General features: G+C 64.6%; 18 protein-coding genes. 11 read left to right on the forward strand and 7 right to left on the reverse strand.

What is annotated here, in order from left to right; all coding sequences use genetic code 11:
• Positions 1–43: 43 nt before the first annotated feature.
• The gene (locus tag LL06_RS06880) at positions 44–370 is read right to left on the reverse strand and encodes a nuclear transport factor 2 family protein (protein WP_035524119.1); all 327 of its coding nucleotides are present in this window, start codon (positions 368–370) and stop codon (positions 44–46) included.
• Between the two features lie 54 nt (positions 371–424).
• Here LL06_RS06880 and LL06_RS06885 point away from each other — a divergent pair, with 54 nt between their 5' ends.
• Positions 425–817, forward strand: coding sequence for a helix-turn-helix domain-containing protein (locus LL06_RS06885; RefSeq protein WP_035524120.1), 393 nt, complete (start codon positions 425–427; stop codon positions 815–817).
• 300 nt (positions 818–1,117) lie between these two features.
• Here LL06_RS06885 and LL06_RS27240 read toward each other — a convergent pair whose 3' ends face one another.
• Genes LL06_RS27240 through LL06_RS06895 form a run of 3 tightly spaced genes read right to left on the reverse strand, consistent with a single transcriptional unit; the run spans position 1,118 to position 3,461 of the window.
• Positions 1,118–1,744, reverse strand: coding sequence for a Pycsar system effector family protein (locus LL06_RS27240; protein WP_152599517.1), 627 nt, complete (start codon positions 1,742–1,744; stop codon positions 1,118–1,120).
• Entirely contained in the window at positions 1,741–2,460 is a 720-nt protein-coding gene (locus tag LL06_RS06890; protein WP_161784943.1) for an adenylate/guanylate cyclase domain-containing protein, read from the reverse strand. Before LL06_RS06890 ends, LL06_RS27240 begins: the two co-directional genes overlap by 4 nt.
• A 38-nt stretch (positions 2,461–2,498) precedes the next feature.
• On the reverse strand, positions 2,499–3,461 hold the full coding sequence (locus LL06_RS06895) for a hypothetical protein (protein WP_035524124.1): 963 nt from the start codon (positions 3,459–3,461) through the stop codon (positions 2,499–2,501).
• Between the two features lie 510 nt (positions 3,462–3,971).
• On the opposite strand from LL06_RS06895, the gene LL06_RS06900 reads away from it, so the two are divergent.
• Positions 3,972–4,712, forward strand: a complete 741-nt coding sequence (locus LL06_RS06900) for a YafY family protein (protein WP_052161273.1) — start codon at positions 3,972–3,974, stop codon at positions 4,710–4,712.
• A 170-nt stretch (positions 4,713–4,882) separates the two neighbouring features.
• On the opposite strand, the gene LL06_RS28400 is transcribed toward LL06_RS06900, so the two are convergent.
• Both LL06_RS28400 and LL06_RS06905 read right to left on the reverse strand, forming a co-directional pair.
• Positions 4,883–5,008, reverse strand: coding sequence for a hypothetical protein (locus tag LL06_RS28400; protein ID WP_280114105.1), 126 nt, complete (start codon positions 5,006–5,008; stop codon positions 4,883–4,885).
• A 498-nt stretch (positions 5,009–5,506) separates the two neighbouring features.
• Positions 5,507–6,418, reverse strand: a complete 912-nt coding sequence (locus LL06_RS06905) for a transglutaminase family protein (protein WP_035524126.1) — start codon at positions 6,416–6,418, stop codon at positions 5,507–5,509.
• Between the two features lie 351 nt (positions 6,419–6,769).
• Here LL06_RS06905 and LL06_RS06910 point away from each other — a divergent pair, with 351 nt between their 5' ends.
• The 9 genes from LL06_RS06910 to LL06_RS06945 all read left to right on the forward strand — a co-directional run bounded on the left by LL06_RS06910 (position 6,770) and on the right by LL06_RS06945 (position 11,860).
• The gene (locus tag LL06_RS06910; protein WP_035524128.1) at positions 6,770–6,982 is read left to right on the forward strand and encodes a hypothetical protein; all 213 of its coding nucleotides are present in this window, start codon (positions 6,770–6,772) and stop codon (positions 6,980–6,982) included.
• 129 nt (positions 6,983–7,111) lie between these two features.
• On the forward strand, positions 7,112–7,252 hold the full coding sequence (locus tag LL06_RS27955) for a hypothetical protein (protein WP_162835374.1): 141 nt from the start codon (positions 7,112–7,114) through the stop codon (positions 7,250–7,252).
• Between the two features lie 40 nt (positions 7,253–7,292).
• On the forward strand, positions 7,293–7,553 hold the full coding sequence (locus LL06_RS06915) for a DUF1488 domain-containing protein (RefSeq protein ID WP_035524130.1): 261 nt from the start codon (positions 7,293–7,295) through the stop codon (positions 7,551–7,553).
• Between the two features lie 105 nt (positions 7,554–7,658).
• Positions 7,659–8,150 carry a pantetheine-phosphate adenylyltransferase gene (coaD, locus tag LL06_RS06920; RefSeq protein WP_035524132.1) on the forward strand — a complete coding sequence of 164 codons (492 nt, stop codon included), beginning with the start codon at positions 7,659–7,661 and terminating at the stop codon, positions 8,148–8,150.
• A 102-nt stretch (positions 8,151–8,252) separates the two neighbouring features.
• Positions 8,253–8,819, forward strand: coding sequence for a peptidylprolyl isomerase (locus tag LL06_RS06925; RefSeq protein WP_035524134.1), 567 nt, complete (start codon positions 8,253–8,255; stop codon positions 8,817–8,819).
• 36 nt (positions 8,820–8,855) lie between these two features.
• Positions 8,856–9,371, forward strand: coding sequence for a peptidylprolyl isomerase (locus tag LL06_RS06930; protein ID WP_035524136.1), 516 nt, complete (start codon positions 8,856–8,858; stop codon positions 9,369–9,371).
• Positions 9,372–9,443: 72 nt separating this feature from the next.
• Positions 9,444–10,520 (forward strand): tRNA preQ1(34) S-adenosylmethionine ribosyltransferase-isomerase QueA, encoded by a 1,077-nt coding sequence (queA, locus tag LL06_RS06935; protein WP_035524139.1) that lies wholly within the window; start codon positions 9,444–9,446, stop codon positions 10,518–10,520.
• The gene (gene tgt / locus LL06_RS06940; protein WP_035524142.1) at positions 10,517–11,653 is read left to right on the forward strand and encodes a tRNA guanosine(34) transglycosylase Tgt; all 1,137 of its coding nucleotides are present in this window, start codon (positions 10,517–10,519) and stop codon (positions 11,651–11,653) included. Before queA ends, tgt begins: the two co-directional genes overlap by 4 nt.
• 15 nt (positions 11,654–11,668) lie before the next feature.
• Positions 11,669–11,860: a hypothetical protein gene (locus LL06_RS06945; protein ID WP_152599518.1), complete on the forward strand. Its 192-nt coding sequence runs from the start codon at positions 11,669–11,671 to the stop codon at positions 11,858–11,860.
• Between the two features lie 55 nt (positions 11,861–11,915).
• Here the strand turns inward: LL06_RS06945 and LL06_RS06950 are convergent, their stop codons facing one another.
• Complete coding sequence (locus tag LL06_RS06950) at positions 11,916–12,248, reverse strand: hypothetical protein (protein WP_035524148.1); 333 nt, start codon at positions 12,246–12,248, stop codon at positions 11,916–11,918.
• Positions 12,249–13,013 lie beyond the last annotated feature (765 nt).

Below are 13,013 nucleotides of genomic sequence, written 5' to 3' on the forward strand. Positions count from 1 at the left end.
CCCGTCACCAGCGCGCGGGCGCCCTGCAGGCCGAGATCGAAGCTCATATCCCGATCTCCAGCCGCGCGATCTTGCCCCCGGCGAGGGTGAAGCGGTAGCGCAGGTCGACCGGGCTGCCCGGAAAATTGCCGGTGAGATGCGCGCTCACCACCATCCGGTCGGCCTCGCCGCTCACGGCGAAGGGATCGACCTCGTAGCTGAATTTCCGCGCGGCCTCCTCGCGCCACCTGCGGATCGCGTCGCGGCCGGTATGGGTGCGGTTCTCGTCGATGACGACGGCGTCCTCGGTAAAGCACTGGGCGACCGCATCGCCGTCGGCGCGGTCGGCGGCGAAATAGGCGGAGATGGCCGGGGGTAGGGTGATCGACATCTTGGGGTCCTCTTCACTGTTGTCTGACGACCCATATCGCGATACTCTGCGAAAATGACAAGAACCGACGAAAAAGTAAGGTACTTACCGAAAGGTAAGCCCATCCAATACACCAGCGAGACGGCGGCCCAGGGCGTCGAAAGCGCGCTCAAGCTGCTCGAGGGCCGCTGGAAGCTCACGATCCTGTTCCACCTGTTCGGCGGCAAGATCCTGCGCTTCTCCGAGCTCGAACGCGCCATCCCCGCCGTGTCGCAGAAGATGCTGATCCAGCAGTTGCGGCAGATGGAGGCCGACGGCATCGTCACCCGCATCGTCCACCATCAGGTCCCGCCGAGAGTCGAATACGGCCTCACCCCCTGGGGCCAGGCCCTGTGCCCGGCGCTGGACGCGCTGCTGTCCTGGGCGGCGCTCCGGGAGGAGGGGGAGGGTGAACGAGGCAGGGAGTGATCGCTTCGTGCGCCTGGATTCAAAGGCTGGAAGCGGGCCGGGAGGGGATTGTCCGGTCTCAGGCGGACAACGCGGGAAGCCGCCATTCCGATGAGCCTATTGCTTGGCGGGTCTCCACCAGAGTCGGTCGTTTAACCGCGCCCGGCGAACGTCTGATCCTGACGAAAGCTGCCTAGCGAGTCGATCCTAGCAGACGATCGGCAACCGGAAGGAGCTGTTGGGGGAAGCGTTTGTAACGAGGCTTGCCAAATGAAGGTGGGGAAAGTTCTTGTAGGGCGCAAGTGGCGAAGCCCTACGCTTTTAAGTATTTAAGAGGACGGCCACCAAAGTAACTGCCAACGCGGGAAGCCCGAACCAGATTGCCTTTTTGAGAAAAGCATATTTTCCGTCGCAGACTTTGGATACGTCGAAGCAGTGTTTCAGACGCGCTTCCGTGATTTCTGCCGGATCGTGTGCGGCCACTTCGCTGACATAGCTTGCGGCATCGTCTTTCGCGGCGACCGATCCAAAGAATACAATTCCCTCACCCGAATTCGAAGCCAGCCTCGGCGCGACCACGCGGAAAGAAAAGAATGCCGAAACCACGAGGAGAAGAACTGAGGCGATAAGCGAAGCATATGGCCATGACAATACAGGTGCCAAAAGTGCGTCTTTGGTCTTATCAGTTCCAATCAGGTACACTAGAACACCCGAAGCGATTGTGAACGTCCACGCGGCCTTTGTATCGGCCAGCGATATGTAATGTCTGACATAATCTTCTTGAAAACCCGCGAAATCCGCATGGTGTTCTTCTAAAGGGGATACCGAAGATGGCACGATTTCCCCGCGGCCTGTTTCCCGTACAGCCAGGGATGGTGCGCTTCGGACCTCTTCCACGATCAGCGTGGGCGTATGTCCGGCGCTAGCAGATTGATTTTGGTCGGTCATGCTGTCGGAATGTTCCATCGTCCGTGATAAAGCCAGAAGGCGTAAGGCACGTTGTTGTCGGTGTAGAACCAGCCCGTCTGTGCCGTCTTGAAAGTAACATACTCAGATTGCCAGAGGGCGGGCAAACCCTCGTACACTTTTGTCCCGATCAATATTGTATTCGGATCAGCGAAAGCCAGCATTTTGCTCGCAATATTTGCCGTCGTTCCTATAGCAACTATGCCGTTGAAATCGCGGGCGACGCCCACTTGCGCGATGGTGATCGGGCCGTGATCGAGGCAAATTCTGAAATCGAGCGGGATAAGCCCCGCGTTCTGGATAAGCGGATTCACAATGGTCGTTGCCGCGCTGAACATCGTGAGGGCGGCGGCGACGGCTGTCTGCTGTGAAGTAATGCCGCTTGCCGAGTTGCGGGTAAAATAAGCCATTAGGCCATCGCCCGTGTTCTTCTCCACAGTGCCGCCATAGTCGAGAACGATGCGGATCATCTCGCTGAAAAACAACGACAGGACGCGGAGGTTGTTCTCCTGCTCCATATCTGTCCAAGACGGGCGGCTCGAAAATTTGCTGATGTCCAAGAACATCACTGTGGCATCAATGCGGCGGCCTGAGTGAAGCGGAAGGTCGCCACTGGATGGAACAACCCGTCCCGCCGCAACCTGACTGCGCTCGCGGATTTTGTCCACCGCCGCTAGATTCCGCGCCACCTGTTTCATAAGGTAGGCCCGTGTGAGTTTGTTCGGATCGGACACAGCTATTCCACCTTGTAGACCTGATAGCCTTCTATGCCGACGTCGTTGCCGTCGAATTCCACTTCTTGACACCGCTCCAGCCACTGCACATGCACCAGCTCATAGAGACCGCGTCCGATCCGCAATTCGTTGGCGGCGGCGGTTTGTTCGATTTTAACGGCGCGGTTGAGCGCATCGCTTGCCACTTCCGGCGCTTCAAAGCCCGTTGCGGGTACAGTAATTTTCCGCAGACGCGCCGCGCCGCAATCGGCTCCTACCCGTATAGTAAGTGCGGGCAATCCAGCCGCCTCCAAGGCAGGGTTTACGGACCCCCGCAGAACCGCAAGAAATGTAAGCCCAAGATCGACGGTATTGTCGCATTGGGTCGTGTAGCCCTCGCTGTCGATGGTGGCGATGAAGCCGTCGCCTGTCGTCTTCAGGATAGCGCCGTGAAAGTGACCGACGGAGGTGGCAAGCTCCCTCAAAAAAATGTCGTATGCGCGCTCGAAGGCTTCGGGATCACGGCGACGGAGGCCACTGCTTCCGCAAATATCCACCGATAAAAAGGTCAGGAAGCGCGTCCCTCCTGCAAATGAAAGTTGCGATTGCGGGCGCGCCTTTTCTGTCGGCACGACGTAACTTTCACCGCGAAGCTCGGCGGCGATCGCACCCTGCCTTACAGAAGCATATTCGCTGGCGGATTCAATGGACGGTGGACTATAAATCACGGGCAAACCGCCGAACTGCGCGACGGCCATTTCCTTGACGTCTTCTTCTGAAATTATAGTGAGAAGGAATTTGTCGAGATAGTGACGTTCGCCGTTCACTTCTACAATCGAATAGCGCCTCCTGTTGGGCTGAACGCGAACGGTAACCATCTGGGTTGCTTCATCTGATCGAATTGGCTCGATCTCGAAATCGAACCGGACGCGCACCTTGCCTGCCTCGTCTTTGTCCCGCCAATCGTTATCGCGATCCGTCGTCATTCGTCATGCTTACCGCATCAGCACAAAATCCCCTACCTGATTCACTTTGGAATCCCACTATGTTTGAGGCAGAGCTATCGCTCTCCATAACAACTGTCGCTCGCGGCTGCTCAGCGAACGACCGCGTTTAATCAAGAGCAGAAAGGGTCGTGCTGTGTTCGCAATGGCAGCTATCCCACGACAGCTTTCCGGAACTTGCCATTCCGCTTCCGGCCAGCGCCAATCAGACGAGGTTGCCCCCGTGCAAGGCTGGAGCGTCCACTTTCGCTGAAAGCCGTCGTTCAAGCGGCAACCTCGGAAAGACCGCTTAGTCCCAAAGCCGGCCAGCCAAGCCGATCGATTACAATGTCCGCTTTCGGGCGCTTGCCCGACGAACCGAAACGACCGACATGGGCGCCCAAAGCCGTCATTCGATAAGCCGGCCCGATCGTGGCCGGGCCACCCACTCCTGCCACAATCTGACAGCATCCGTGCTACACTGCCGCGTCGCCACCCACCCGGAGCCAGCCTTTGTCCCGCGCCGAACGTCTTCTCGATCTTTTGCAGGCCTTCCGGCGCTACAAGCGGCCGGTGAGCGGGGCGGCGCTGGCGGCGGAGCTGGGCGTGTCGCTCAGGACCATCTACCGCGACATCGATGCGCTCAAGGCGCAAGGGGCGGCGATCGACGGCGAGGCGGGGGTGGGCTTCGTGCTCAAGCCCGGCTTCATGCTGCCGCCCTTGATGTTTTCGGAGGAGGAGATCGAGGCGCTGGTGCTGGGCTCGCGCTGGGTGGCCGAGCGGGCCGACCAGCCGCTCGGGGCGGCGGCGCTCAACGCGCTCGCCAAGATCGCCGCCGTGCTGCCCGACGACCTCAAGGCGGGGCTCGACGATTCCGCGCTGCTGGTGGTTCCGCGCGAGCGGCTCGCGGCGGGCGAGAGCGAGCTGCCGCTGATCCGCGACGCCATCCGCGCCCAGCGCAAGCTCACCATTGCCTATGCCGACGTCAACGGCGCGGCCAGCCGGCGCACCATCTGGCCGATCGCGCTGGCCTTTTTCGAGCGCAGCCGGATGATCGTCGCCTGGTGCGAATTGCGCAATGATTTCCGCCACTTCCGCGCCGACCGCATCCTCAGCCTCGAGCTCGAGCAGGCGCGTTACCCGCAGCGCCGGGCGGCGCTGATGAAGCAGTGGCAGGCGCGCGAGGACAGCCATCTCGGCGCGCCCAAGCCCGATTGCGCGCCCGCCGCCGCGGCCGAGGCGCTTCCCAAGTAAAAAGCCCGCGGACATCGCCGCGGGCCGGGCAGGGACTCTGGAGGGTCGTTGGCAGGCGTGGAGGCTGCAAAGCGCCGCGCGCCGGTTCGGGCGCGCAAAGGTCGCTGCGGAACCCGAAACGCGCGCACGGGCACTGACGCTCGCACGGCTCCGTTCGAGCGCGACAGGCCCTAGCGGCGGCGGGTCCAGACCGGGTCGGCGGATTTTTCCGGGATCTCCCGGCGCAGCGCGCCGAGCACGAGACCGCTGAACAGCATCACGATCATCAGGGCAAGCAAGGCGAGAGCTATGGTCATTGCGGGGTCCTTCCTTTGCAGTGATCTTCCATGCGCACACCATGACAAATCCTGAATGAACCCAGGCTGAATGGAAACTTGGTGAATAATCGGTTAGGGCCGTCGCGCGGCGCGGCGGTGGAGGCGGTGTCCGCCCCCTCGCTTCGTCGTCCTCTCGCCTGTCCCGAGGCCCCGCAGACGCGCGCCTCGGACCGGTCGGACCCTCAGGGGAAACCGATGGCCCGGCGGATCCTTCCGGATGTGGCCTGGCTGATCCCGGACAAGACCGGGGAGGGCGGCGAAGGAGAGGGATTGCCACACCGCACCGTCACCCCGGCCCCCGAGCCGGGGTCCAGCGACCCCGCGTCCGCGGGGCCGGAAGACTCGGTGAGACCATGCCCCGCGCGCACTAATTGCCGGATCAGCCCCGGCATGACGGCGTTTGAGATCAGGCCCCGGAGGGGCTCCCGACCTTTGCCGGGCCATCGCCGCGCAGCGGGCCGCGCCGTCCGCGAAGACTCAGGTCAGATGCACGGCGCCGGGCACCGCGGTGCCGAAATCCGGGCCGCCGGGGCGGGGCTCGGGCAGGGTCGCGAACATCGCCATGATGTCCTGGTCGCTCAGGCCCTCTTCGAGTTGCGTGGTCCAGACCCGGAACGAGCTGAGCTGGTAGGAGCCGAAGGAGGTGATCATGGCGACGTCGGAGGCGTCGGAGCCGCGCACCATCAGGATGCGGCCGATGCGCGGCACGTTGTAGCGGGCATCCACCGTGTGCCAGGAGCCGCCCAGGAACACCTCGAACCAGGCGCAGAAATCGTCAAAGCCGGAATCGGGCACGCCGATGTCGCCGAGATAGCCGCTGGCGTAGCGCGCCGGAATGTTCATGGCGCGACAGAGGCTCACGCCCAGATGGGCGAAGTCGCGGCAGACGCCGGATTTCTCCTCCAGCACGTCGCGGGCGGTCTTGTCGGGGCGGCCGAACTTGTAGCCGAAGGTGACGTGGTTGTGGACGAAGGTGCAGATTGCCTGCACCCGCGGCCATCCTTCCTGGGTATTGCCGAAATTGGCCCAGGCGAAATTGCCGAGCGAATCGGAATCGCAGTAGCGGCTGGCGGTGAGGAAGTTGAGCGTGTCGCTCGGCAGGTCCTCGATCCGGTGCTGCACCGCGAAGGTCGGCACCGTGTCGGGCGCGCCCGAGACCTCGGCCACGCAGTCGGACCAGAAGGTGGTGCGGCCGGGATCGGCCACCGCGCGCGAGATCCGGTTGCCGTAGCGGTCGACATAGACCGCGATCGGGGTCATGGCGGTGGTGCGCACGTAATCCGCGCCGATCAGCCGGCCGTTGAATTCCGTGTGGGTGGACAGCGCCAGCAGCATGGGAACCGGCGCGGGGCAGTCGACGATAATCTCGAAACCAAATCTTATAAGCATGCCGGCACCTTCTGTAAAACGGAGCTCGTGAACATCACCGGGCTTCGGGGATCTGCCGCCACGCCGCGGGCGCGGCGGGAGGCTTGGGGAAGTCCTTGCTGCACTATTGCACGCCACTGCGGAAAAACGCGCAATAATTATGCATTTACCTGCGAGGGGGCGGCGGAGCGGACTATTTCCTTGTAATAAGTCCGATTGAGGCGCATGGTTCCATCGTAATCTTTCAAGCGCGCCGAAGCTATGCCGAAACGCGGCGCCTGCGCCTTGCGCTTGTTTCTCGACCCGAACGACAAAGCCCCGCAAGCAGCGTGATCGCGCCTGCCTGCGCGGGATATGCAGTGGAACTGAACAATGGCCAAGAACATCTTCACCAAGGGACAGCAGGTCTCGCTCCAATCCCGCGTCGGCCTGTCGCCGCGCACGCCGACCGAATTCACGGTGCTGCTGCGCCTGCCCGACAATGGCGGCAAGCCGCAGTACCGGATCCGCAACGAAGAGCAGGGTCACGAACGCGTCGAGCAGGGCAGCAATCTCGAACTCATCGAAACCGTCAAGAGCGTCTGAACGGACGAGGGGACCCGGGCCGCAGCGGCCCGCGATGTCCCCCATTCCGCAGGATGTTCCCGACCCATTGCGGCGTCTCCCGCGAACCAATTCCGGTTCGAGGGCTGCGCCCGGAAAACAGGACACGCCATGGCCAAGGGTCAAATGAAGAAGAGCAAGGAAATCCGCAAGCCGAAGAAGGACAAGGTCGCCGCCAAGGCCGCGCCGGCGCTCGGCTCCGCGGTCAAGCAGCTCGACACCAATCCGTTCCAGAAGAAAACCAAGAAGTGAGTTTTCGCCAGGCGGCAACGCGGCGCCCGGACGCCTCGCGATGATCGGCTTTCCCAACCAGATGCGCAGCTTCGACGAGGACGCCGGAACCTTCCGCTTCTCGGGCTATGACGGCGTGATGGAAGTCCGCTTCGTGCTCGAGGCGCCTGCGCTCGAACAGATCGACGGCATCGCCCGCTCGCCGGACACCGATTACCTCGCCGCCTTCGACCGGCGGCGCGGGCAGATCGAATCCGCCGCCATCCGCGCCTACAAGAAGAACCGAAAGAACCTGATCTGGCTGTCGATCGCCGATTTCTGACCTCGGGCGGCCGGAACGCGGGCCCTGGACAGCCGGCTGTCGAGATTCATCACTTGAAGCCCGCCCCCCGACATGACAAAAGGCGCCTGAAAGAGGGCTTTTGTCATGCGCATTGCGTTTTACCCCGGGTCGTTCGACCCCATGACCAACGGTCACGTCGATGTTCTCGACCAGGCGCTGGCGTTGTGCGACGAACTGGTGATCGGCATCGGCGTGCATCCGGGCAAGACCCCGATGTTCAGCTTCGACGAGCGCGCGAGCCTGATCGGCCATGTGGTGAGGGCGGAATTTTCGGCCCGCGCCGAGGCGGTGAGCGTCGTGGCCTTCGAGGGCCTGGTGATCGAGGCGGCGGCGTCCGCCGGCGCCACCATCCTGGTGCGCGGGCTCCGCGACGGCACCGATCTCGACTACGAGATGCAGATGGCCGGCATGAACCGGGCCATGGCGCCCGGCATCACCACCGTGTTCGCGCCCGCCTATGCCGAATCCCGCCATATCACCGCCACGCTTGTGCGCCAGATCGCTAAGATGGGCGGCGATGTCGCCCCGTTCGTTCCGGCCGTGGTGCAAAAGGCGCTGGCGGCGCGGAGCGGGTAAGTTCTTCAGCCTTCGCCGCGGCGTTGCCAAGCCCGCGGCGGTGTGTCAAACGATTGCCGCCGGATGGCAGGGATCATCCGCCGCCACTGCAATGGAGCCTCCATGCGTCCTTCACGCCTTCTTCTCGCCGCAGCGCTGGGTTTTAGCCTGGCCTCGACCACGCTCGCAGCCGCCGCCGAAACGCTGACGATCAAGCTCAAGACCGGCGACGTCGTCATCGAACTCGCCGACGACGTGGCGCCCAAGCACGTCGCGCGCCTCAAGGAACTGGCCCAGGCCGGCGAATACGACAATGTCGCCTTCCACCGCGTCATCGAGGGCTTCATGGCCCAGACCGGCGACGTCAAGTTCGGCGACATGGAAACCGATTTCAAGCCCGCCCAGGCCGGCATGGGCGGCTCGTCCATGCCCGATCTCGAGGCCGAATTCTCCGACATCCCGTTCGAGCGCGGCACGGTCGGCATGGCGCGGTCGCAGAACCCCAATTCGGCCAATTCGCAGTTCTTCATCATGTTCGCCCCGGCGCCGGGCCTCAACGGCCAGTACACGGTGGTCGGCAAGGTGATCGAGGGCATGGACAAGGTCGACCAGATCAAGCGCGGCGACCCCAACAACAACGGCGCGGTCACCGATCCCGACCGGATGATCACCGTCACCACCGGCGGCTAGGCCGACGCATCCCATATCAACCACAGGAGAAGACCCATGGCGGAGATCAAGGATCCCGAAAACACACTCATCATGGAAACCACCAAGGGCCAGGTGACCATCGAACTGTTCCCCGACCTGGCGCCCGGCCATGTCGCCCGGATCAAGGAACTGGCGCGCGAAGGCGCCTATGACGGCGTGGTGTTCCACCGGGTGATCGAGGGCTTCATGGCCCAGACCGGCGACGTCAAGTTCGGCAAGTCCGACGGCGCCTCGTTCGATCCGCGCCGCGCCGGCATGGGCGGCTCCGACAAGCCCAACCTCAAGGCCGAGTTCTCCAACATGAACCACGCCCGCGGCGCCTGCTCGATGGCCCGCTCGCAGGATCCGAACTCCGCCAATTCGCAGTTCTTCATCTGCTTTGATGATGCCGGCTTCCTCAACCGCCAGTACACGGTCTGGGGCCAGGTCACCTCGGGCATGGAGAATGTCGACAAGATCAAGCGCGGCGAGCCGGTGGTGGACCCCGACAAGATCGTCTCGATGAAGGTCGCGGCCGACGCCGCTGCCTGACCCACACGCACGCGCGGGATTTGACGGCGTCACGCCGGTCGGGTTCCGCGCGTTTTCTTTGGGAGCATGCCCTTGCGGGTAGACCTGTTCGATTTCGACCTTCCCGACGAGCTGATCGCGCTCAGGCCCGCCGCTCCGCGCGACAGCGCCCGGCTGCTCCGCATCGGCGCCGACGGCGCACTGGGCGATTTCACCGTCGCCGATCTGCCCGACCTGCTCGAACCCGGCGACGTGCTGGTGTTCAACGACACCAAGGTGATCCCGGCGCAGCTCGAGGGTTTTCGCCTCCGCGACAGCAACCAGAGCCGCATCTCCGCGACGCTGCACATGCGCACAGGCCCCGACCGCTGGAAGGCCTTCCTCAGGCCGGGCAAGCGGGTCAAGGAAGGCGACCGCCTGTGCTTCGGCGGGCAGGGCGAGACCTGCCTCGAGGGCGTGCTCGACGCCACCGCCGGTCCGCGCGGCGAGGGCGGCGAGGTCGAGCTCGTCTTCGACCTGTCGGGCCCCGCGCTCGACCAGGCGATCATGCAGGCGGGCCACATCCCGCTGCCGCCCTACATCGCCTCCAAGCGCGCCGAGGATGCGCGCGACCGCTTCGACTACCAGACGGTCTACGCCCGGGAGGAGGGCGCGGTGGCCGCCCCCACCGCCGGCCTGCATTTCACCGCCGATCTCATCTCGCGCCTCGACAGGCGCGGCGTCTCGCGCCATTTCGTCACGCTGCATGTCGGCGCCGGCACCTTCCTGCCGGTCAAGGCCGACGACACCGACGAGCACCGGATGCACGCCGAGATCGGCCATGTCTCGGCCGAGACCGCCGCGGCGCTCAATGCGGCGCGCGCCCGCGGCGGCCGCATCGTCTCGGTCGGCACCACCTCGCTGCGTCTGCTGGAAAGCGCCACCGGCGAAGACGGCACGATCTGCGAATGGTCCGGCCCGACCGACATCTTCATCACGCCGGGCTACGCGTTCCGCGCCGTCGACGTGTTGATGACCAATTTCCACCTGCCGCGCTCGACCCTGTTCATGCTGGTCTCGGCGTTTTCGGGGCTGGAGACCATGCGCGCGGCCTACCGGCACGCCATTGACGAGCACTACCGGTTCTATTCCTATGGCGACGCCAGCCTGTTGTTCAGGAACGCCGAATGAGCACCGACAGCTTCCAGTTCAGCCTGCTCGCCACCGACGGCAAGGCCCGCCGCGGCGAGATCTCGATGCCGCGCGGGGTGATCCGCACGCCGGCCTTCATGCCGGTGGGCACCGGCGGCACGGTCAAGGCCATGTATATGGACCAGGTGCGCGACCTTGGCGCCGACATCATCCTGGGCAACACCTATCACCTGATGCTGCGGCCCGGCGCCGAGCGCATGGCGAGGCTCGGCGGCCTGCACCATTTCGCCCGCTGGCCACACCCGATCCTCACCGATTCCGGCGGCTTCCAGGTGATGTCGCTCTCGGCGCTGCGCAAGATCGACGAGCAGGGCGTCACCTTCCAGTCGCATATCGACGGCTCGCGCCACGAGATGAGCCCGGAGCGCTCCATCGAGATCCAGGGCCTGCTCGGCTCCGACATCCAGATGCAGCTCGACGAATGCGTGCGGCTGCCGGCGAGCGAAACGGAGATCGAGCGCGCCATGGAAATGTCGCTCAGATGGGCCGAGCGCTGCAAGGTCCAGTTCGGCGACCAGCCCGGCAAGGCCATGTTTGGCATCGTTCAGGGCGGCGACGTGCCGAAGCTGCGCGAACGTTCGGCGCAGGCGCTCGCGGGCCTCGACCTCAAGGGCTACGCGGTGGGCGGCCTCGCCGTGGGCGAGCCACAGGAGGTCATGCTCGACATGCTTGACGTCACCTGTCCGGCGCTGCCATCAGAGAAGCCGCGCTACCTGATGGGCGTCGGCACCCCCGACGACATTCTCAAGTCCGTCGGCCGCGGCATCGACATGTTCGACTGCGTGATGCCGACCCGCGCCGGCCGGCACGGCCTGGCCTTCACCCGCCACGGCAAGATCAATCTGAAGAACGCCCGCCACGCCGAGGACCATCGTCCGCTCGACGAGGAGAGCGCTTGCCCCGCCGCGCGCGACTATTCCCGCGCCTATCTGCACCATCTCGTCCGCTCCAACGAGATTTTGGGCATGATGCTGATCACCTGGAACAATCTGAGCTACTACCAGGACCTGATGGCCGGCATCCGCTCGGCGATCGAGGCGCAGCGCTTCGAGGCGTTCTCGGCGGAGACGCAAGAGCGCTGGGCGCGCGGCGATATTCCGCCGCTGGCGTAGGGGGCAGGGACCGCCATGAAACTGTTGGCCATCGGACTGGCGCTAACGGGCCTTGCCGGGCTGGCGTTCGGCTGGTGGGGGCTCGAGACCGTCGCCGGCAGGCGGCGCTTCGATGAAATGGCCGGCATCATCCCGTTGCTGGCAGCGATCGGCTCGCTGATCCTGCTGGTCGCAGCAACAATCCTGGGCTTTCTCGCGCGCCGCTGACCTCCCCGCCGCCAATTGCCGGCAGGGAGCCTTGCTCCGCGCGCGCCTCGCGCCCTCAGGCGGCGTCGAGGATCTTTTCGCAGTGCGACGGGCCGCCCTTGGGATCGACCCGGTCGGACAGCGCGCGGATGCTGGTGATCCGGTAGTCCTTGTCGACCTTGACTTCCACCGAGCAGGACTGGCCGCGCGAGAATCCGCCGCGCCAGACATAGATGGAGCCGCCGCCGGTGCTCGCCGCATCCGACACCGGCGGCCCGTAGGCGGCGAAGAACACGCCCGCAGACTTGCCGTTCCAGCGCGCCTGCAGCGGATTGGTGGGGACTGACGCGGTGGTGCAGGCTGAAAGAACGGCGGCGCTCAGCGCCAGAAGTGCAAGCCGGAAGCTCATGGGTCGAAAAGTCCTTGGAATGGCGGGGTTCGGCCGCGGCCGCGCCGCGTGGGCTCCCTCATAGCGGATTCGCGCCCGCGGGAAAATGGGGCTCGGAAAAATGCGCGGGCGGCCCGCCACCACCCCCTCGCCACGTCAACCTCGGGCTTGTCCCGAGGATCTACAGCCGCCAGCCCGGAAACCACCGGACCAGTGAAATCGCCGAGGGTGCGGTAGATCCTCGGGACAGGCCCGAGGATGACGGAACGCGGGGGCCGGCGAGAGCCGCAGAGCCTCCAACCGGTGGAAAAACCGCGGGCCCACCCCCAGCAATTCCAATCCCTTGGCCGAAAATCCGCCCCGTCTTTTCCCCACATTCCCCGCCCGTGCCACACTTATCCCACTCCCGCCGCCGGATGGACCGCCAGCGTAGCGGTCCGGGCGGGAGGAAGGCCTTCCGGCCCTGCCGTAACGTGCGGCGGGGACCCGGGAGGAGGCGGAAGCCGGCGGGCTCCGCTGGCAGCCTGTCCTTCGAGACGGGCCAAGCCAGCCACCGGATCCGCCCTCGCATCCGGGTTTCGCGTCACGCGGAGCAAGCGGATGGACGGCGGGACGGGCCTGTGGCGGATTTCGGGGCTTTGGCCATGGAATCCGCGTCGGACGCGCTCCACGCCCTTGAGCCGACGCCTCGTCCGGGCCGGGGCTCGGGGGCAAGGCAGCCGCCTGTCGGATGCGGACATCATCCGGCGGCATTCGGGCCGCGCGCCAGCCGCGCCACCCCGGCGC

Origin of the sequence: Hoeflea sp. BAL378, assembly GCF_000759435.1 — a bacterium.
Classification (GTDB): domain Bacteria; phylum Pseudomonadota; class Alphaproteobacteria; order Rhizobiales; family Rhizobiaceae; genus Hoeflea.